Annotated in this window: 16 protein-coding genes; 15 read left to right on the forward strand and 1 reads right to left on the reverse strand. The window is 37.3% G+C overall.

Going from position 1 to position 20,044, the window contains the following annotated elements; genetic code table 11:
* Nucleotides 1–41: 41 nt before the first annotated feature.
* From FB551_RS06115 to FB551_RS06145, 7 genes are all read left to right on the forward strand, one after another.
* A complete protein-coding gene (locus FB551_RS06115; protein ID WP_047433258.1) occupies nt 42–623 on the forward strand; it encodes a 5'-methylthioadenosine/S-adenosylhomocysteine nucleosidase family protein in 582 nt (193 codons plus the stop codon).
* 68 nt (nt 624–691) lie between these two features.
* Nucleotides 692–1,486, forward strand: a complete 795-nt coding sequence (locus FB551_RS06120; RefSeq protein ID WP_142016006.1) for a helix-turn-helix domain-containing protein — start codon at nt 692–694, stop codon at nt 1,484–1,486.
* Nucleotides 1,487–1,555: 69 nt separating this feature from the next.
* Nucleotides 1,556–2,560, forward strand: a complete 1,005-nt coding sequence (locus tag FB551_RS06125) for a S41 family peptidase (protein WP_142016009.1) — start codon at nt 1,556–1,558, stop codon at nt 2,558–2,560.
* A gap of 9 nt (nt 2,561–2,569) precedes the next feature.
* Nucleotides 2,570–3,091: a GNAT family N-acetyltransferase gene (locus FB551_RS06130; RefSeq protein WP_047430501.1), complete on the forward strand. Its 522-nt coding sequence runs from the start codon at nt 2,570–2,572 to the stop codon at nt 3,089–3,091.
* Between the two features lie 97 nt (nt 3,092–3,188).
* Nucleotides 3,189–3,776, forward strand: a complete 588-nt coding sequence (locus FB551_RS06135; RefSeq protein ID WP_142016012.1) for a Crp/Fnr family transcriptional regulator — start codon at nt 3,189–3,191, stop codon at nt 3,774–3,776.
* A gap of 130 nt (nt 3,777–3,906) precedes the next feature.
* Nucleotides 3,907–4,884: a 3-oxoacyl-ACP synthase III family protein gene (locus tag FB551_RS06140; RefSeq protein WP_142016014.1), complete on the forward strand. Its 978-nt coding sequence runs from the start codon at nt 3,907–3,909 to the stop codon at nt 4,882–4,884.
* Nucleotides 4,885–5,059: 175 nt separating this feature from the next.
* Complete coding sequence (locus tag FB551_RS06145) at nt 5,060–5,872, forward strand: alpha/beta hydrolase (RefSeq protein WP_142016016.1); 813 nt, start codon at nt 5,060–5,062, stop codon at nt 5,870–5,872.
* A gap of 327 nt (nt 5,873–6,199) precedes the next feature.
* On the opposite strand, the gene FB551_RS06150 is transcribed toward FB551_RS06145, so the two are convergent.
* Nucleotides 6,200–7,297, reverse strand: a complete 1,098-nt coding sequence (locus FB551_RS06150; protein ID WP_142016019.1) for a Fe(II)-2OG oxygenase family protein — start codon at nt 7,295–7,297, stop codon at nt 6,200–6,202.
* Nucleotides 7,298–7,513: 216 nt separating this feature from the next.
* On the opposite strand from FB551_RS06150, the gene FB551_RS06155 reads away from it, so the two are divergent.
* From FB551_RS06155 to FB551_RS06190, 8 genes are read left to right on the forward strand one after another with little or no spacing between them, the layout of a single operon-like run.
* Nucleotides 7,514–9,040, forward strand: a complete 1,527-nt coding sequence (locus FB551_RS06155; RefSeq protein WP_142016022.1) for a pyridoxal phosphate-dependent decarboxylase family protein — start codon at nt 7,514–7,516, stop codon at nt 9,038–9,040.
* Nucleotides 9,012–11,420, forward strand: coding sequence for a GNAT family N-acetyltransferase (locus FB551_RS06160; protein ID WP_142016025.1), 2,409 nt, complete (start codon nt 9,012–9,014; stop codon nt 11,418–11,420). The genes FB551_RS06155 and FB551_RS06160 overlap by 29 nt, the downstream gene beginning before the upstream one ends.
* Nucleotides 11,413–12,729 carry a lysine N(6)-hydroxylase/L-ornithine N(5)-oxygenase family protein gene (locus FB551_RS06165; RefSeq protein WP_142016027.1) on the forward strand — a complete coding sequence of 439 codons (1,317 nt, stop codon included), beginning with the start codon at nt 11,413–11,415 and terminating at the stop codon, nt 12,727–12,729. The genes FB551_RS06160 and FB551_RS06165 overlap by 8 nt, the downstream gene beginning before the upstream one ends.
* 7 nt (nt 12,730–12,736) lie before the next feature.
* A complete protein-coding gene (locus FB551_RS06170) occupies nt 12,737–14,548 on the forward strand; it encodes an IucA/IucC family protein (RefSeq protein WP_142016030.1) in 1,812 nt (603 codons plus the stop codon).
* On the forward strand, nt 14,545–15,948 hold the full coding sequence (locus FB551_RS06175) for an MATE family efflux transporter (protein ID WP_142016033.1): 1,404 nt from the start codon (nt 14,545–14,547) through the stop codon (nt 15,946–15,948). The genes FB551_RS06170 and FB551_RS06175 overlap by 4 nt, the downstream gene beginning before the upstream one ends.
* A gap of 1 nt (nt 15,949) precedes the next feature.
* Complete coding sequence (locus tag FB551_RS06180; protein ID WP_002979498.1) at nt 15,950–16,195, forward strand: acyl carrier protein; 246 nt, start codon at nt 15,950–15,952, stop codon at nt 16,193–16,195.
* Between the two features lie 4 nt (nt 16,196–16,199).
* On the forward strand, nt 16,200–17,588 hold the full coding sequence (locus tag FB551_RS06185) for an AMP-binding protein (protein WP_142016036.1): 1,389 nt from the start codon (nt 16,200–16,202) through the stop codon (nt 17,586–17,588).
* A complete protein-coding gene (locus FB551_RS06190) occupies nt 17,575–20,043 on the forward strand; it encodes a TonB-dependent receptor (RefSeq protein WP_142016038.1) in 2,469 nt (822 codons plus the stop codon). The genes FB551_RS06185 and FB551_RS06190 overlap by 14 nt, the downstream gene beginning before the upstream one ends.
* Nucleotide 20,044: the final 1 nt, after the last annotated feature.

Raw genomic sequence — 20,044 nt, forward strand, 5'->3', positions numbered from 1 at the left:
TTGTCATGCAGTACGAACAGCTGTATAAATCTGATTTCTCAATGATAAAAATTAACAACGAAACGCATTATTCAATTGACGATACTCTTTTTGTTTTCGCATTAGATTCTGAAGCAGGAACAGTTTTCGATGATAAAAATAAATTAATTACCGGCATCGGAAAAGTGAATGCAGCGATAGAATTAACCAAAGAAATTCACGCCAGAAAACCTAAACTGATTGTGAACTTAGGTTCTGCAGGAAGTAAAGGATTCCACAAAGGAGAAGTGGTATGCTGTACAAAATTCATCCAGAGAGACATGGACGTAAGAGGGCTTGGATTTAAACTCTATGAAACACCATTATCCGGAGTACCTCCTGTATTGGAATACGGCCTTAAAATGGATACCTTGAAAGAAGGAATCTGCGGAAGCGGAGACAGTTTTGAAATGAATCACTCAGAAACTGATTATAATATTGTAGACATGGAAGCCTATCCACTGGCATTGATTGCTCAACAGGAAAATATTCCATTTTTATGTCTGAAATATATTTCTGATGATGCAGGAAGTGACGCAGCAGATGATTGGAGCGTACAGGTACATCTGGCTTCTGAAGCCTTTAAAAAAATACTGTTTTCATAAACAAATATAAATCCTGAACAAAGTTTCAGGATTTATATTTGTATTTTTACTTTCAACCCGCCACTCGTATGAAAGTTACTTTTTATCAACCGATGCATTCTGTTTTGAAAGATTATATTGAAGGATATTATTTTATAGAAAAAGATGATCATCAGGAACCTGTAAAATATCTTACATTTCCAGATAATTATTTTATTGTATCAGCATGTCAGGATGTTGCTGTGACGCAGGATAAAGGATGGGTAGAAATCACCAGGTCGCCGTCTGAGAATATCGTGGTTGATTTTGTATTCAGATGCTCTGTTCCTACTGAAATTTTTTACCGTCAATCGGTAAATGAAATTACGATCTATTTTAAACCATTAGGAATTTATCATTTTTTTAATGCTGATCAATGGGAAGATCTGGAGCAGGAAATCCTTCTTTCAGATTTTACTGATATTATGAGCGCTGTTTTAAAAGAGTCTGACAGGAGAATGCAAATTGAAATACTGGAAAACTATTGTCTTTCCAAATTCCGGCCCCGAGACTTACATCTGGCTTACACCCTATTGAATGATTTTGAAACAGAAATGAATATCGAAGAAATTGCAAAAAAAAATAAAATCACAAGGCAGTATGTCAACAAGGTTTCTCAGCGATATCTGGCTAAACCCGCTTCGGAATTCAGAAAAATACAAAGGTTTTGTAATGTTTTGATTTCAAATAAAAAATCCAGAAATCTTACAGAACTTTCCTACGAACATCTGTTTTATGACCAGTCTCATCTCATTAAAGACTTTAAAGAACTCACCAGAATAAGTCCGGGAAAATTCTTTGAACATGTAGATACAGAGAAAAATAATGTCTGGCTATTTATCTGAGTTTCCATTTTTACAATTCACACAAATTTCATTGAAATACATTTGTTGAAATATTAAATCCTTATTTCAATGAAAAAATTATATGTTGGGATTTCCCTTTTCACTTTCTTATTTTCGAGTGCCCAGAAAAATGATATTTCAGTAGTGCTTGCTGATATTACCGAAAAAGTGAAAAGCCATTATATTGATAAAGAAACTTATAAAAAAGTAGACTCTTTATTTCAGAGTGAGCAGAAAAAAGGAACTTTTAAAGACCTCAATAAAAAAGATTTTGCGGATCTTCTTACTCAAAAGTTAAGAACAACGATTAAAGACGAACATTTTTTTGTTAAATATCTCGAAAACTATACGCCTGAAAAACCGATGAGTGAAAAAGAGAAATTGAACAATGAACACAATAGTCTTGAAAATTTCGGATTTGAAACAGTTCAGCGACTTCCTGGGAATATCGGGTACATCAATTATAAAGGTTTTGCCTCTCCTGAAGCCAGTGAAAAAACATTAGCCGCCACCATGGACTTTGTTGCCAATACCCATTCTCTGATTATTGATCTCAGAGAAAACGGAGGTGGAGAAAACGGGATGCTTCTTCTGTTTTTAAGCTATTTTTTTGATCAGAAAAAAGATCTTTATACCACATATTTCAGACATAATCAGAAAACCGTTGTAGACAGTACTCAACCCAAAGTTTCCGGACAGAAATATCTTCATAAAAAGATTTATATTCTTACCAGTAAAAAAACTTTTTCGGCCGGAGAAGCTGTAGCCTATTTTTTGCAGCAATATAAACTTGCTGAAGTAATTGGTGAAAAAACAGGGGGTGCCGCTAATCCTGTAGATCATTTTATGGTTCAAAATCAATATTTACTGCTTGTTCCGGCAGGAAAAATAACAGCTTTAAGCACTCAAAAGAACTGGGAACATATAGGAGTGATACCCGATCAGGAAGTGAAAAGCGAAGATGCTTTAAAGACGGCTCACATCAAAATTTTAAAAAATATAATAGTTTCAGGAACAAAAACAGAACTGACCTTACCTGAAATAAAAAATCTTATTTATAAATTAGAACAATAAATACTTGTTATGTCATCAATCATTATCAATACATCCAGCGAAAAAGACCTCGAAATACTTCAGAATATTGGTATACAAACCTTCACTGAAACCTTTGCAGAAGATAATACTGAAGAGGCTATGAAAAAGTATCTGGAAGAAAGCTTTACTACTGAAAAGATAAAATCAGAACTGAATAATCCTGATTCATTTTTCTATATTGCCTGGGAAGAAGACAATCCGGTTGGTTACCTGAAAGTTAATTCCGGAAAAGCGCAGACAGAACTTCAGGATGAAACCAGTCTGGAAATTGAAAGAATCTATGTAAAGAAAAGTCACCACGGGAAAAAAGTAGGCCAGCTTCTTTATAATCAAGCTCTGGAAACGGCTAAGCAACTGGGTAAATCATACTTATGGCTTGGGGTTTGGGAAGAAAATCTGAGAGCACTCAATTTTTACAGGAAAAACGGATTTGTTGAATTTGATAAGCATATTTTCAGACTTGGGGAAGAAGAACAGACGGATCTGATGATGAAAAAAGTATTGGATTAATTTTCTTCAAAATAGAAAGATTGTATTTAACCACTGATTACACAGATTTTCACAGATGATTATGTAATACAATTCTTTATACCTTCTAAATGTCAAAATGAAAAACTCAGAATTTGTAAATCAGATCAATACCTATTATCCTTTATCTGAAGAAACGATTAAAGATTTATTGGATATCTGTACAGAAGAATACTATAACAAAAATGATCTTTTGCTGGAAACTGGGGCTATGGCAAGATATTATTATTTTCTCAAATCCGGATTGATAGGGTATTATACAATAGATGAACAAGGGGATAATATTTACAAAATCTTTTTTGAGGAAAGCAGTTTTGTAGCTTCTACGGCCGCCATTATTAAAAATGAACCCAGTGATTTCACAATTATTGCACTGGAAGACTGCACAGTGATACAATATCCTGCAAAAGCCTATCGGGAATTGCTTGAAAAGCATCATGATCTGGCACTTTTTCATATGCATTATCTGGAGAAAAACTGGGTGGTAAAAAAAGAACCCCTGGAAGTTTCTCTGAAATATGAAACGGCAAAAAAAAGATATCTGCAATTGGTTGAAAACACCTCTCTTCATAACAGATTAAAACAGCATCATATTGCCTCTTATCTGGGAATTACGCCTACACAGCTAAGCCGGATCAAAAAGGAAATTCATGAAGATAAATACTAATTGCATTTTACCCATATTTTTAATAATCAGTCATTAATGATTTATTTCATGTTTCTGGGATATATCTTAATATTATTTTAAATTTACATTATTTCACAAATAAGAGATATAATTAAAATAGTAATCCAACATGAAACTACATCACACGTATTTCTATCATCCTGATTTCGTAGAAGATAATACAGCTGTTATTGAGCACTTTGAAAGGCGGGAAATTTCAATGCAAAAAATTCAGAATGCTTTAGGCAGGGCAGAACGTTATATTGTTCCGGAGAATTCCTCCGAAACTACACTTTCTATGGCAATTGAAGCTGCAAGAGGTGTTCTTAATGAAAGTAATATTTCTATTCTCGATATAGATGTTATTATTTTTGTAAGCAGTTCTCCCGAACATCATATTCCCTGTGATGCTATCCAGATCCATCATGAACTTAACGGAAAACCGGATACCTTATGTTATGATATGAATGCCAACTGTATTGGAGCGTTTATAGCACTGGATCAGGTATCAAAATATTTAAAAGGAACCCGGTCCGGAACAAAAGCCTTGGTAGTTTGTTCCGAAAAATTCTCGAGGATATTAGATCCTGACAACCCGATTACCGCTTTTTGTCTTTCAGATTCCGCTTTTGCTTTTATCGTAGAAAATGATGGAGACAATACCTCAGGGTTAATAGATGTATTATATCATACAGACAGCAGCTTTTGTAATACGGTATTGTATCCACCTAAAGGAAATTCGGAGCATCAGCATGGCGATCTGACAACCTGGGATCGTATTTTTGACGGCATGGGAAGTGTCAATTTTGCACTTGAAAATATCAGCCTTTTCTTAAAGCGTAACCAGATAAGTCTGGAACAGATTGATTTGTTTTTATTTTCACAATTTTCTATAAAGAATATTAATATTATCCGCGATTACTTTCATTTGCCGGAAGAAAAAATTCCTTTTTATTCTAAAGAGCTCGGATATACCGGAGCTTCCAGTCCATTTTTAGCTTTAGACAGATACCAGAAAGAAGTAAAATCATTGAAAAAAGGAGATTATATTCTTATATGGACACTGGGGACAGGCTATCAGGCAGGATTAATGCTTTGGAAATATTAATCACTGGCTGATCTTATTTTAGCGAATTAAATAAAAACAAATTACAAAAGCTTCAACATATGTTGAGGCTTTCTTCTTTTTTCTTTCACAATTTTGCTCTGTCATAAGATTATTGGTATACTATATGTTTTAAAAAAGTATACCTGTAATTATCACTAATTAAACATTTTTCAGCATGAAGAAGCTTATCAACATTGTATTTGTAATGACTGCCTTTGTACAGTTATCCGCACAAAAAATTATTCATCAGGAAGTTTTCAGTCCGAAAATGAATAAAAAGATCAAAACAGTAATCATCACGCCTAATCTTCAGCCTAATACGAAGTATCCGTCTGTTTATATTCTTCATGGTTTCAGTGGTAATCCGGACAGAATTATGAAGCAGGATATTCCTGATTTGGTTAAAAAAGCTCAGGAATTAAAAACAATCTATGTACTTCCAGATGGAAATTACAGTTCGTGGTATGTAGACAGTCCGGTTGTTAAGGATTCACAATATCAGACTTTTATTGGAAAAGAACTGGTAGAATTCATTGACAAAAATTATCCTGTAAAAGCAGAAAAAAAATTCCGTGGAATTTTAGGATGGAGTATGGGAGGCTATGGAGCTACCAACATCGGGGTTACCTATAACAAGACATTTGGTATCGTTGGAAGTTCATGTGGTGCCCTTGATTTTAATTCTTTTGGAGAAGGATATCAGAAATATATGGTGAATAAGGTTTTAGGTCCATTGGAATCTATCAATCCGAATTTCCTTACCGACAGCAAAATAAAACTGATGGCCGGAGTAGATCAGCAATATATTTTCGACTGTGGAACGGAAGACACTCAAATGATCAGTATGAACAGAAATTTTCATAAAAAGCTGACAGAAATGAAGATCCAGCACCTTTACACAGAATCTTTAGGCGGACATGTTCCTGAATATTGGAGCAGATCGTTATCCGAACAACTTTCTTTATTTGACAGGTTTTTTAAGCAATAAATCCTTTTTTAAGTTTTGGCTAAAGCCGATCTTATCATAAACAATAAAAATAAACGGGCTAAAGCCCGCTTCTATTGATATAAAAAAACATCAGAATGAAATATCATATTTAAAAAAATACAATGAAGACTTTAAATATTCAATAGGAACGGGCTTTAGCCCGTTTAATAAAATAAATATAAATTCCGATGGCTTTAGCCAAAACTTACCACCTTTGATCCTTGTCAAGGATCAATCAAGTGAAATCAAATAAAAATCCTTTTCAAGCATTGCTTAAAAAGGATTTGCGATTGATTGAATGTTCAAAAATGCTAACTAAGCATTCTATTAAAAGTTTTGAAAGTTTTTGCCCAGATGTTCCTCGATCACAAAGAACGGATCTTCCGTAAGGGTGTGCGCTCTCATATCAATAAGGCTCACTTTACTCATCATACGAAGCATAATTCTTCTCTCACAAGGCTGTTCTATACCGTCAATATTTCTTACTCCTGCCCGGAAAGCCGACCTTCCGTGAGCACATAAGTGATTATTTACCAGAATCACATCTCCTGCCTGAGGCGTAAATCCCGAATAAATCAAATGTCTGGCTTCTTCCCAGAATTCATGCAGCGTATTCTGCGCTTCATCAGATTGTCTGATACTGGAATTGAACAACTGTTCAGCAGCATCAAAACGCATAAATGGAAGGCTGTAATTTCCATACAATACAGAATCTAATGTTTCCTCTTCACTGTTTCCCGTTTCAAGATTGGCATCTTTTGGGATTTTATAGATGGGCTCAAAAAGTGGTCTGTACTTTTCCCCGACAGATTCATGAGAACGGATAGAATAAAGAGTAGAAGGAACCTGTTCCTCATTTCTCACATACATAAAGCTTAAAAAATCTGCCTGATGTTTCAGAAAAGCATCTTCTGTATGTACATACAAATCGGTTGAAGATCCTGATCCAGTCTGTGTTTCTTTCATTCTTTCATCAGGTATTATAGCATGGATCAGTCCGCCGCCTTTACGCTGTGAATAATACTGTACAGGTTTTGAGGGAAGCGCTCCATGAATAAGGGCACATGCAAAACCGTATAAATTAAATTTTGAATAATCAGCTGCCTGCCAGTTGGGAGGAGTAGAGCCTATATTCTCCTGATCTATATCCATTAATCCGGTAAAGATCAGTGCACCATATTGATTTTTTGAAAAGTCACTCGCAAAATCAGCTGCTATATTTAAAATTCTCTCGGGTAAAAAATAAGACGCCAGCTGATGCACATGCTTAATAAAATCACGGTTTTCATAAGTGTCATATTTTTTCTGAAGATGCAAAGCCGCATCTTTTATCATTCTTCTTTCCTGAGAGGTGACTTCTATGACCGTAGGAAGCAGTTTTACAGCTGTTAAACAGTCTTTATCTAAAATTTCTGTAGAATTCATTAAAAAAAATTTGGTGTTAAGTAATAATTTTTATCTTTGTTTTTAATTATTCTAAATAACAATAGCCGATTCAAATTTAGTAATAATTATGTAATCACCAAATAAAATATAATAAAAAATGTAAAATTTAAAAACCTGACTATCAGATATATATAATCGTATATCCAAAAAACCACAACAACTCACAGATTTAAAAAATCACATTACAAAACTTTTATGAACAACAATTTAATATCCCTAGAAGAGCTCACAAGCATACCTTCACCTCACATTTCGGGGAATTTTGGGAATATTTTTCACCCTGACAATTATGATCATTATCGTAATGCTGTCAACAGTACTTTAGACCTGGTTCAGGAATTTCTTCACAGAAACAACAAACCTTTCAGTGGTATAGAAGCCAAAACAATGAAAGGAATGGTTCAACAGATTGATCTTAATCAAAAATTATCCAACTATAATGAGCTACTGGCAGAAGTAGACGAAATCTATGTGAAACATGCCACAGCTTTTCATCTTCCACAATATGTAGCTCACCTAAACTGTCCTGTAGTAATCCCGGCATTGGCAGGAGAAATTCTTGTAAGTGCCATCAATTCTTCTCAGGATACGTATGATCAGAGTGCAGGAGGAACCTTTATGGAAAGAAAACTGATCGACTGGACTGCCGGACAGATTGGATATAACACTAATGAGAGCGACGGTGTTTTCACAGCCGGAGGCTCACAGAGCAACTTAATGGGATTGGTCATGATGCGTGACTGCTTTTCTCAGAAAAGATACAATCATAATATTAAAATGGATGGTCTTCCAGTGGAGGCAAGCCGTTTCAGAATATTTGTTTCGGATAAATCTCATTTCAGCAATCTGAAAAATGCTTCAATAATGGGGCTGGGTGAGAAAAGTATCGTGAAAGTTCCTACAGACGACCGTTTCCGTATGGACATTTCTCTTTTAAAGAAATACATTAAAAGGGAAGAACAGCTAGGAAATATTCCTATCGGAATCGTAGCAACAGCAGGAACTACAGATTTTGGAAATATTGACCCACTGGATGATATCGCCAATATTGCTGAACATTATAACATCTGGATGCACGTAGATGCAGCTTACGGCTGTGCTTTATTGTTAAGTGATAAATACCGTGACCTGATCAACGGCATTGAAAGAGCAGATTCTGTAACGATTGATTACCACAAATCATTCTTCCAGCCTATCAGCAGCAGTGCTTTTATTGTTAAGAACAAGAAAGAACTGTTAATTCTGAAACATCACGCCGATTATCTGAATCCGAAAGAGATGGACGAAGAGGAAATTCCGGCACAGATCAATAAATCCATTACCCAGAGTACCCGAAGATTTGATGCTTTAAAACTTTGGTTTACCATAAGAATGATGGGTAAAGAACAGCTGGCAGAATATACAGATACTGTGATTGATCTTACCAAAGATGCCGCAGCAATGATTACTGAAGATGCAGATTTTGAACTTCTTTCAGATTCTGACTTAAGTGTTCTTGTTTTCAGATATGTTAATCCGGAAATCAGTGATCTGAATGCCCTGAATCAATACATCAAGATGAAACTGTTCTACAGCGGAGAAATACTTGTAGCAAGTACAAAGGTTGACGGAAATTTCTATTTAAAATTTACCTTCCTGAACCCGATTACCACGACAGAAGACATTCATCAGATTCTCACCACAATCAAAAATCATGGAAAAGACTTTAATTCAGAAAAATAAAACAGGAGAAAAAGCCCGGGAAATTACTTTCAGAATTCTGCTGAACGGAATGTTGAGAGAATTGGGAAACGGAAAATTCTATCAGGGCGTTCCGAAATATGATCTTCTCACGGCAAAAGCACTTCAAAACAGTGATTATTCATTGTTTATGAGGTTTGAAATGAAGAAAAGCGGACTGTTTTTATTTGCTCCGGTTTCCTATCGTTCCGAAACTCTTTTTCATGAATACGGACCTGTTTTGTGGGCAGTAGATCATCAAAATCAGGAAGTTTTTGAAGTTAATGATCAAAAGCTTACTAAGCTGGTTTACAGAGAACTTTCTGAAACTACAAACGAAACAGGTTTCAGAAACTTTGTGGAAAGAATTCAAAGCAGCTTAAGAAACCTGGAATTGACAACAGAAGCTTGTCTCCAGGATGATCAACTTTTAACTTATTCTTTTCTTGAATCTGAACAAATGCTTCCGGCAGGACATAATCTGCACCCTTTCACCAAGTCAAGAATGGGATTCTCTGAAGAGGAACAGCTTTTATACGGCCCCGAATTCGGAAAAGGATTTCAGCTGGATTATTTCCTGATTCATAAAGACTGCATCACGGAAAAATCTCTTCCGGGAATTTCTGCAAAAGAAATTTTTGAAAAATGGACTTCATTACCGGAAAGCTACGATTTTGAAAACATCAATGATTTTTATATAGTTCCATGCCATCCATGGGAGGCACAATATCTTTTATCAACAGCAGAATATCCTGAAATGCTGGGTTCCGGAAAAATTATTCACATCGGGCCATTAGGAGAGGATTTTTATGCAACATCATCCATAAGAACAGTATACAATCCTGATTTCAGCTGGATGTTGAAATTCTCTCTGCATGTTTTAATGACTGGTTCTGTGAGAACAAACAGCTTAAAAGATCTCAACAGAGGGTATGCTTCGGCAATCTGGTGGCAGCATCAAAAAGCTTCATTTGAACAAAGTTTCCCGAATTTTAAATTATTACTGGAACCATCCACGTTAAGCGTTCATTATGAAGGGAAAAATATGGACAGTCTGAATATACTGCTCCGTGAAAATCCTTTTTCAAATGAAGATAAAGTCATTCTGTTAGCAAGACTTTGCCAGGATGAATCTACAGATGGTTTCAATTTTACAACGCATTTCTTTAAAAATGTAGCCAATCAACTAGGAGTAGATGCAGAAAAAGCAGCTATTATCTGGTTTGAAAAGTATGTAAACCTATTGCTTTCTCCTTTAAACAGGTTGTATGATCAATTAGGCATGGCTCCTGAAATTCATCAGCAAAACTTACTTGTTCAATTGGATAATCAACTTCTTCCTGAATCTATTTATGTAAGAGACGGACAAGGGTATCTGATCAAAGAAAGCTTCAAAGGAAAATATGAATCTCTGATTAAAGATTATCCTGAAATTGAAGATCTTTTCATCAGAGATGAGCGCCTTCTCGACATTATTTCACATCACCTTCTGGTAAGTAACCTGAGCGCACTGATTGCTTCAATAGGCAAAACAGGTCTGGTTAAGGAAAGAAGACTGATTCATATTCTGTACAGAGAGTTTGAAAATCTTCATGAAACTGAACCTTCATCACTAACTGATTATGCTTTGAATCAAAGATATTGGGCAGTAAAATCAAATCTTCAGTCGGCCGTTGCTGATGTAGACGGTGGTGTGAATGCTTCTTCAATTTCTTATGCTAAAGTTCCGAACCTTCTTCATAAGCATTTCTTTTCGGATCAGTTAATCAATCCGCAGGGAACAGAAGTTTTCTTTAAAAGATACTTCCAGAAAGAAGATGTAACCATGAGCATGCGTCCTATAGATCTTGAAAACGATCTTGAAATGCTTCATGAATGGTTCAACCGTGAACATGCGGTAAAAATCTGGCAGATGAACTGGCCTATTGATGAACTGGAAACGTATTACAGACTGATGCTTCCAGGTGACGAAGCGCACAGTTATATCATTGCAGGAAATGATGAGCCTTCTTGTAATATCGAGATTTATTGGGCCTGCAGAGATATCGTGGGAGATTATTATGACGTATTACCTACAGATTACGGAACACACCAGTTTATCGCACCTACTGATCCTAAGAAAAAATTTGTATCTCCATCCACACAATCTATGGTCGACTATGTTTTTGCACAGCCACAGGTAGGAAAAATGGTAGGCGAAGGATCTGTAGACTCTCTTGCGTCTATGATGAACAAAGCCCATGTAGGCTTCAAAGTAGATAAAGTAATTGAAATGCCCCATAAAAAAGCCAATCTGAATTTCTGTTACAGAGAATGGTACTGGGAAAAATTCCCACAGAATAAAGAGGTACAAATCACCACAAACATCACAAAAAATGACTAACGAAGCCGTATACAATGTAATAGGCATAGGTATAGGCCCTTTCAACCTGGGACTTGCCGCATTATCTAATCCGATTTCGGAACTGAAAACCCTTTTCCTGGACCAGAGAGATGGTTTCGACTGGCATCCGGGACTGATGATTGACCATGTAACCCTGCAGACTCCATTTTTATGCGACTGCGTATCCATGGCCGATCCAACTAATCCTTTGAGTCTTTTGAACTATCTGAAGGAAACCGGAAGATTGTATAAGTTTTTTATAAGAGAAGATTTTTTCATCCCGAGAAAAGAATACAACCGTTACTGCCAGTGGGTGATTGCACAGCTTCCACAATGCCGTTTTTCTACGCAGGTAGTGGATATCACTTATGAAGAAGGGTTGTATCATGTAACTACGATTCACACCAAAACAAAAGAAACAACTGTTTTTAAAACGGAAAGACTGATTTTAGGAACGGGGACACAACCTCATATTCCTTCTTTTATTCCGAAAGATGATTCCAGAATTATTCATACCAGTTCTTATCTGTATCGAAAAGAGGAGCTATTATCTCAAGGGAAAAAGATTGCGATCATCGGTTCCGGGCAAAGTGCTGCAGAAGTATTCTATGACCTGCTTCAGAGCAGAAATGAAAAAACACAACTGGGATGGTATTCCCGTCCGGACAGATTTTTCCCTATGGAATATTCTAAACTGACACTGGAACTTACTTCTCCGGATTATGTAGAATATTTCTACAACAGAAGTGAGTCAGCAAGAAAAACCATTTTAAGCAAGCAGCAAGCTCAGTTTAAAGGAATCAACTACGATCTGATTAATGATATCTATGATTTTATTTATGATCTGAATATCGACAATGCTGATCCTAATCTTAAAATCATTCCTAACAGCCAGCTGAATAGAGTAGACAACAGTAATCCTGACTTTATCAACCTTGAATTCACACAGCTGGAACAGGAAGTTCCTTATGATCAGGAAGCTGATTATCTGATTCTGGGAACAGGATACCGTTACCACGAGCCTGCATTCATAAAGAATATTCAGGACAGAATTAAAAGAGATTCCAGCGGATTGTTTGATGTAAACAGGAATTATTCAATAGACTACAACGGAGGAGAAATCTATGTTCTCCACGCTGAAGTACATACCCACAGCTATATTTCTACTGATCTGGGAATGGCGGCGTACCGTAATTCCTACATCATCAATGATATTCTGGGAAGAGAGTATTATAAAATTGAAAAGAAAATTGCTTTCCAGGATTTCGATGTGGAAAAATATGCTGATTTACCAACTGCCAAAATTTAATCATACAATGAACACCAACTTAAAAAATACCGTAAGCCAGGAAAACTGGAATCAGGCTAACAGAAACCTAATGGCCAAAACCATCGCAGAACTCATGCATGAAGAGCTTCTGAAACCTGTAGCAACTTTTGAAGATAAAGAAGGATATACTGTTTTCAAACTCGAAACAGGATTTGAAAATATTTCATACCACTTCCGCGGACAGGAAAGGATGATGGACTACTGGCATATTGATAAAAACAGTATTACAAAAACCGAAAACGGTGAAGATCTGTCTGCCGTAGATGTGGCGGCTTTCTTCCTGGAAATGCAGTCTGTATTCGATTTGGATCCTTATACTATTGCAAGATACACGGAAGAATTACTGCATACGCTGTATTGTGATGCTTTGATTTTATCCAAAGGAGTAATGTCTTCAAAAGACCTTGCGGATGCAGATTATCAGACGGTAGAGCATAATATGACCGGACATCCGTGGGTAATTGTAAACAAAAGCCGGTTAGGTTTTTCTCCACGTGATCTGAAAACATTTGCTCCTGAAGCAGATGAGAATTTAAAAGTGATCTGGCTGGCTTCCCATAAAAGCAGATCGTCATTCCAGTCTTTGGAACACATTAACAGAGAAGAATTCTATCGTTCTGAAATAGGAGAGGATTTATATAATGATTTTCAGCAGCAGCTATTGAATAAAAGAAAAGTTGTTGAAGATTATCACTTTATCCCCGTACATCCATGGCAGTGGGAGCATAAGCTTCAGATTCATTTTGCAGGAGATATTGCTTCCGGACTTTTAATTCAGCTGGGAGAAGGAAGTGATACCTATAGTCCACAACAGAGTATCCGTACTTTATTCAATGTAGATCATCCGAAGAAAAGATATTTGAAAACAGCTGTTTCCATCCTAAGTACAGGAAATATCCGGGGATTATCGCCTAAACAGATGAAAATTGCTCCAGCCATTACGGATTGGGTAAAAGGCTTAATAAAAGATGATGCATACCTTGAAAATAAAGAAACTATTTTCTTAGGAGAAGAAGCTGCCATCACTTATCTGCACCCACAGTACGGAGCTATTGCCAGCGTTCCTTACCAATATAATGAATTCCTTGGAGCATTATGGAGAGAAAGTGCTGAAAACTATCTGAAAGAAGACGAACAAATGGTTACCATGGCTTCTTTATTGTATGTAGATGAAAGCGGACTTCCATTAGTTCAGGCATTTGCGGAGAAAGCAGGCCTGAGTATTGAAAAATGGATTGAAAGCTATCTGGATGCCTATCTTACGCCTTTGTTGCATATCTATTACACGCATTCATTATGTGTAACGCCGCACGGAGAAAACATTATGGTTGTTTTGAAAAATGGAGTTCCAAAGAGGATCGTAATCAAAGACTTTGTAGATGATATCGTTTTGACCACTGAAGCAAGAGAAAAGCTTCCTGCACACCTTGCAGATGGTTTGATCCAGTCTTCTAACAAAGAAAATATCCCGTTATTTATTTTGCTTGGCGTTTTTGATGCTTTCTTCAGATATCTGTCAAATGCATTACACACCTATTCAGACTTTAATGAAGAAAAATTCTGGGAACTTGTTCACAACTGTGTAGAAAATTATAAAGCGGAGAATACTCACCTTCAGGAACGATTTGAAAAGTATGACCTGTATGTGCCTGCATTCAAAAGATTCTATATCAACAGTCTGCGTCTGAAAAATAACGGTTACAGTGAAAATAAAGCATTTGCCATTCCAAGAAAAGATGGAGCATTGCCGAATCCACTGTACCAGATTGCCAATAAAAATTCAGTAGCAGCAGTATGAGGAAATTCCTGCATATACTAAAAGAAGGAGCGGTTTTTACGTATGGAGCCATAGCCGGAAAGAAAGTTGAGCTTACTTCCGGAAGTATCAACCGTTCCATCTTTAGCCTTGCCATTCCTATGGTGATGGAACTTGTCATGGAATCTGTTTTTGTGAGTGTTAATCTATTGATTATTGCCAAATTAGGAGATAAAGTGCTTGGACTTGTAGGGATCACTGACAATTACATCAATTTTGCTTATGCCATCGCAGTAGGACTTGGTATTGCCGCAGCAACGCTTATTGCAAGAAGAGCCGGAGAAAAAGATCAGGAAGGAATGGGCAGAACAGCTCAGTATATTATCCTGCTTGCCCTGTTTTTTGCCTTGCTGATTGGTGGTGTTTCCTGTTATTTCTCCGCTGAAATTGTTGATTTCCTTGGCGTCAATGCCAGTACGGTAACAGATGGAATTTCCTTTTCAAGACTGGTATTTTTAAGTATCGGGCTTGTGATTCTCCGTCTTTCGGTGAATGGACTCTTCAGAGGTGCCGGTGATGCCGATATTGCCATGAAATCACTTTGGATCTGTCATATTTCCAATATCATCTTTGCGGTAATCCTTGTTTTCGGATTAGGATTTATTCCTGCTTTCGGATTAATGGGATTGGCATATGCTATGGTTTTATCAAGGACATTAGGGGTTTTATACCAGGCTTTCATATTTGTTACCGGGAGAACCAGCATCAGCATCAGAGTTCCTTTCCAGCTTGATATCCCATTACTGCAGAAGATTCTGAAAATAGCCTTTGGAGGATTGGTCCAATATATCATTCCAACATCAAGCTGGCTGATTATGGTGAAGATCATCTCCACTTTCGGAACAACAGCGCTGGCAGGATACATTATTGCCCAGCGTATTGCTTCGGTCGCAACAATGCCTGCTTGGGGAATAGGAAATGCAGCAGGAGTGCTTACGGGCCAGAATCTGGGTGCCGGAGAACCGGAACGTGCAGAAAAAACAGTCTGGAGAGCCGGAACCATCAACATGACGTATCTGGTACTTGTAGCCTTATTCTGGCAGATCGCTGCGGAATATGTAGTGAAGTTTTTCACTACCGAACCTGAAGTTGCAAGATATGCAGTTCAATACATCCATGTCGTATCTATGGCTTATCTGCTCTTAGGATTCACTATGGTAATCAGCCGTGCATTGAATGCAGCCGGAAATATTATGCAGGTTACACTGCTTTATATCGTCATGTTTTATGTGATTCAGCTTCCTCTGGCCTATCTCTTAGGAGTAAGATTTCAGTGGGAACTGAGAGGAATATTTACCGCTATCGTTTCTTCGGAAATTGTTTTGGCTGTGCTATTCCTAATGATTTTTAGAAATGGAAAATGGAAAACTATAAAAATTTAAAATGAACACTACAGAAGAATTTTATGAAATTATCGCCTCTGCCATCGCCATCAAAAAAGAACTGGTAGATGAAAAACTAACGTATCAGGAAATCCCGGAATGGGATTCTATGTCTCATCTTCTGATCGTGGAAGCGCTTGAACAGTTTTATCAGATCAAATTTGATTTCAATGATATTCTGGAGATGGGAACTGTCGGAAAGATTCGTGAAAAAATGAAAAAATACGATGTATTCGTAGAAAACTAAGCCTATGAAAATTTTAGAAAATGTAATTGCTAATAAGAACCTGGCGTTTACAGATGCTTCCACCGGTACAACAATACCGGTGGGAACACTGTACCGGTCTTTAGGCTTAAACCCCGTAGAAAAAGGCCTGCTCTTTTTGTACAATGACAATCAGCTGTCCAGCATTGAGGTGCTCCTCAATTTTTATGGAACAGCGCACACGATAGCGGTATTGGGACAGAAACTGCATGAGGAGTTCAAAGAACGTATTGAAGCAGGGTACCGTCCGAAATATATCTTTGATCCACAGAGAGAAGCCATTGAAGGATACAGCCTGAAAGAATTCTCAGATCATATCAGAATTTTTGCAAAGGATGATTATAAACCTGAGATTACCATTAATCCTGAAATTAAAATCCTTCTAAGTACTTCAGGAACTACAGGTGTTCCGAAGCTGGTTAAATTATCTGATGAAAGTCTTTATCAGAACGCATTGAGCATCCTTCAGTATATGCCGGTTCAGGAAACTGATGTAGTTCCTTTAAACGTTCCGATCAATTTTGTATACGGATTCTCTATTTTCACGACCAACTGTATGCGTGCCGGAAGAATTGTCTGTACCGATAAAGACATTATGCAGAAAGCATTCTGGGATGAAATGGAGGAGTACGGTTACAGTACTTTGGGTGGAGTACCTTTTCTTTATGAAAACCTGAACAGAATAGGATTCTTCAGAAAAGATTCTCCAAGCCTGAGATATTTTACCCATACCGGAGGCGTAATCAACGCTGAATTGAGAAAAACCATTTTCTCTTATTGTCATGAATTTAAAAAAGATTTCTTTGCACAATACGGACAGACTGAAGCAGGTGGAAGAATGGCTTATCTTACTACAGAAGGATTGCTGGAAGGGGAGACTTCTATCGGAACTCCTGTACACAACGGAAGTTTCAGAATTGATCCTGAAACCGATGAACTTCTCTTTTCACACATCAGTATTTTCGGAGGTTACGCCAATAAGCTGGAAGATTTGACAACGTATGATCAGCCTTCTGTACTGCATACCGGAGATACTGCCAGAAAAGGTGAAAACGGAATATATTATATCACAGGAAGAATAAAGCGTATCATGAAGCTTTTCGGAATACGCCTGAATCTCGATGAGGTAGAATTTATTCTTAAAAATGAGATGCAGGGCAATACCTTCGTATGTCTGAATGCCAATGATAAAAAAATCGTTGTGCTGTATGACAATCCTGAAATTGATCCTCAAATCATCACCGAAACCATTAAAAATAAGCTGCGTATCAACCCGCAATATGTACGCACAGAACGTATAGAATCATTCCCATTATCACAAAACGGTAAAATAAACTATCCCCTGTTACAAAACTTACAGCATGAAAACATCTAAAACCCTTATATTACTTCTTGGTCTTGCTTTATCTTCCAACTCGCTTTCTGCACAGCAGGGCGACAGAATTCATGGCAAAATCATGCTGTCTGAAAAAGCACCGGTAAAAAACGCTGTTTTAAGACTTGTCAACACGTCTTATCAGGCAAAAACCAATAATTTAGGAGAATATTACTTTGAAAATGTGCCACCTGGAGAATATACGCTTCAGGTGGTTTTAAATGACATCGAACTGATGAGGGAACCCATCCACATTCAGAAAGATGTCTACGAAATTCCTGCTATCTACGCTCCTTTACACAATAATGTGATAGAGGGAATTACCGTATATGCAGTGAGCAGAAATAAATTTTTGGATAAAGACAGTACTTCAGTGGCCAAAATGCCTTTGAAAGTTCTTGAAAATCCACAGGCTTATACAAGCATCAACCAGCAGATCATGAAAGAACAGCTTACTTACGATATTTCGGAAGTATTGAAAAACGTTCCGGGTATGGTAAAAATGCAGGGAAGCCCGGGAAGAGGCTCCGGAGACGGAAGTTTCTACTACAGCCTTAGAGGTTTTCCTACCAAAGTATCCATGGTAGACGGTGTTCCGGCAACCACCAATGGAGAAATAGATCCTGTAGATCTTGAACGTCTGGAAGTGATTAAAGGACCTTCAGGAACATTATATGGAGGTGCGGTAACTTCGTTTGGAGGTTTGATCAATGCTGTAACCAAAAAACCGAAAGATTATTTCGGAGGAGAAGCTTCTTATTTGATGGGAAGCTACAACCTGAACCGTATAACAGCTGATGTTTACGGACCGATTACAGAATCCAGAAATATGTTATTCCGTTTGAATGCAGCCTATCAGTATCAAAATGGTTTCAGGGATTCCGAATTCAGGAAATCATTCTTTGTAGCGCCTACAGTTAGTTATCAGGTTAATGAAAGGCTTAAATTTAACTTAGGAGCTCAGATTTATAATTATGAAGGAACAAACACTCCGATTATTTTCCTGACCAGAACAAGGCCTTATGTTGCTCACAACCCTGATGAACTTGGCTTCGACTGGAAAAGGTCATACTCCAACAATGATATGACCCTAAAAGCTCCATCTATCAATGTAAAAGCAGAGGCTAATTACAAAATTTCAGATAAATGGACTTCGCAAACGTTGCTTTCAAGAAACTTCAGAAAGACGGAAGGATTATATCAATATCAGTTTATCAGAGGAACAACCAGTGATGCTCTGTTGGAACGTAACGTACAGTGGCAGAACTCGGAAGCTTCTTCCACAAGTGTTCAACAGAACTTCAACGGAGAATTTAATATTGGAAAAATTAAAAATAAAGTGTTGATCGGATTAGATTATTTAAATCAATCTATCAACAATAATCATTCTCCGATTGTAGTGTATGATTATATTGATGGGACAAACCCTTCAGGACCAGTGGTAGCACCAGTAACAGGAATATATGGTAATATATCCAAGGATCTGGCACTGCAAAAAATTCAGGCTTTTACCCAGGCTGCAATGCTGGTGGGTAAATCTCCATTGGTACGAAATACCACAGCATCCAATCTTTATGGAGCTTATATTTCAAACGTAACCTATATTACCGACCGATTGATTACGCTGGTAAGTTTGCGTATGGATCATTATGAAAGTAAAGGACAGCTTAATCTGAATGATAACAAACGTGCGGGTGAATTCAAACAGACAGCCTGGTCTCCTAAAGTAGGAATCGTATACCAGATCCTTAAAGATCAGTTATCAGCCTATGGAAACTATATGAATGGGTTCAGCTATACAGCACCTGTTACACAACAGTTGGCAGATTATAGCGGAGATATGAAGCCACAGATGGCCAACCAGTGGGAAATAGGATTGAAAGGAAATCTTTGGAGAAACAAAATTAATTTTACCGTTTCATATTATGACATCCTTGTTGACAATATCCAGAGAGGAACCGGAGTGATCCGTGACGGAAAAGAATACAATATTGTTGTTCAGGATGGAACGCAGAGAAGTAAAGGGATTGAAATCGAAACGATCATGAACCCTGTTCAGGGATTAAATATTATGGCCGGATATGCCTACAATCACAGCAGATATGAAAAAGCTGATCCTGCTGTAGATGGGCGCCGTCCGGAATCTGCAGGTCCTGCGAATGTATTCAATTCCTGGATCAGTTACATTCTTCCAATCAAAGGACTTCAGGGACTTGGAGTAGGTTTCGGGGTAAATCGTGTAGGAAAACAGATTACCGGAAATAAAGTGGTTACCGGACAGTTTATATTTCCTGCCTATACTTTGGTGAATGCTTCTGTTTCCCTTGAAAAAGAAAGATACAGATTAGGATTTAAAATGAATAACCTGGGCAATGTACAGTATTTTGCAGGGCAGGGAGTAGTAGTCGCTCAGATGCCTCGTAATTTCGTTGCTGAGGTAAGCTTTAAATTTTAAG

Source organism: Chryseobacterium aquifrigidense, from assembly GCF_006716485.1.
GTDB lineage: Bacteria > Bacteroidota > Bacteroidia > Flavobacteriales > Weeksellaceae > Chryseobacterium > Chryseobacterium vietnamense.

Excerpts from the sequence above, each read along its gene's own strand:
- FB551_RS06115 (WP_047433258.1), top strand. The coding sequence starts at position 42 with ATGATAAAAATTAACAACGAAACGCATTATTCAATTGACGATACTCTT.
- FB551_RS06120 (WP_142016006.1), top strand. The coding sequence starts at position 692 with ATGAAAGTTACTTTTTATCAACCGATGCATTCTGTTTTGAAAGATTAT.
- FB551_RS06125 (WP_142016009.1), top strand. The coding sequence starts at position 1,556 with ATGAAAAAATTATATGTTGGGATTTCCCTTTTCACTTTCTTATTTTCG.
- FB551_RS06130 (WP_047430501.1), top strand. The coding sequence starts at position 2,570 with ATGTCATCAATCATTATCAATACATCCAGCGAAAAAGACCTCGAAATA.
- FB551_RS06135 (WP_142016012.1), top strand. The coding sequence starts at position 3,189 with ATGAAAAACTCAGAATTTGTAAATCAGATCAATACCTATTATCCTTTA.
- FB551_RS06140 (WP_142016014.1), top strand. The coding sequence starts at position 3,907 with ATGAAACTACATCACACGTATTTCTATCATCCTGATTTCGTAGAAGAT.
- FB551_RS06145 (WP_142016016.1), top strand. The coding sequence starts at position 5,060 with ATGAAGAAGCTTATCAACATTGTATTTGTAATGACTGCCTTTGTACAG.
- FB551_RS06150 (WP_142016019.1), bottom strand. The coding sequence starts at position 7,297 with ATGAATTCTACAGAAATTTTAGATAAAGACTGTTTAACAGCTGTAAAA.
- FB551_RS06155 (WP_142016022.1), top strand. The coding sequence starts at position 7,514 with ATGAACAACAATTTAATATCCCTAGAAGAGCTCACAAGCATACCTTCA.
- FB551_RS06160 (WP_142016025.1), top strand. The coding sequence starts at position 9,012 with ATGGAAAAGACTTTAATTCAGAAAAATAAAACAGGAGAAAAAGCCCGG.
- FB551_RS06165 (WP_142016027.1), top strand. The coding sequence starts at position 11,413 with ATGACTAACGAAGCCGTATACAATGTAATAGGCATAGGTATAGGCCCT.
- FB551_RS06170 (WP_142016030.1), top strand. The coding sequence starts at position 12,737 with ATGAACACCAACTTAAAAAATACCGTAAGCCAGGAAAACTGGAATCAG.
- FB551_RS06175 (WP_142016033.1), top strand. The coding sequence starts at position 14,545 with ATGAGGAAATTCCTGCATATACTAAAAGAAGGAGCGGTTTTTACGTAT.
- FB551_RS06180 (WP_002979498.1), top strand. The coding sequence starts at position 15,950 with ATGAACACTACAGAAGAATTTTATGAAATTATCGCCTCTGCCATCGCC.
- FB551_RS06185 (WP_142016036.1), top strand. The coding sequence starts at position 16,200 with ATGAAAATTTTAGAAAATGTAATTGCTAATAAGAACCTGGCGTTTACA.
- FB551_RS06190 (WP_142016038.1), top strand. The coding sequence starts at position 17,575 with ATGAAAACATCTAAAACCCTTATATTACTTCTTGGTCTTGCTTTATCT.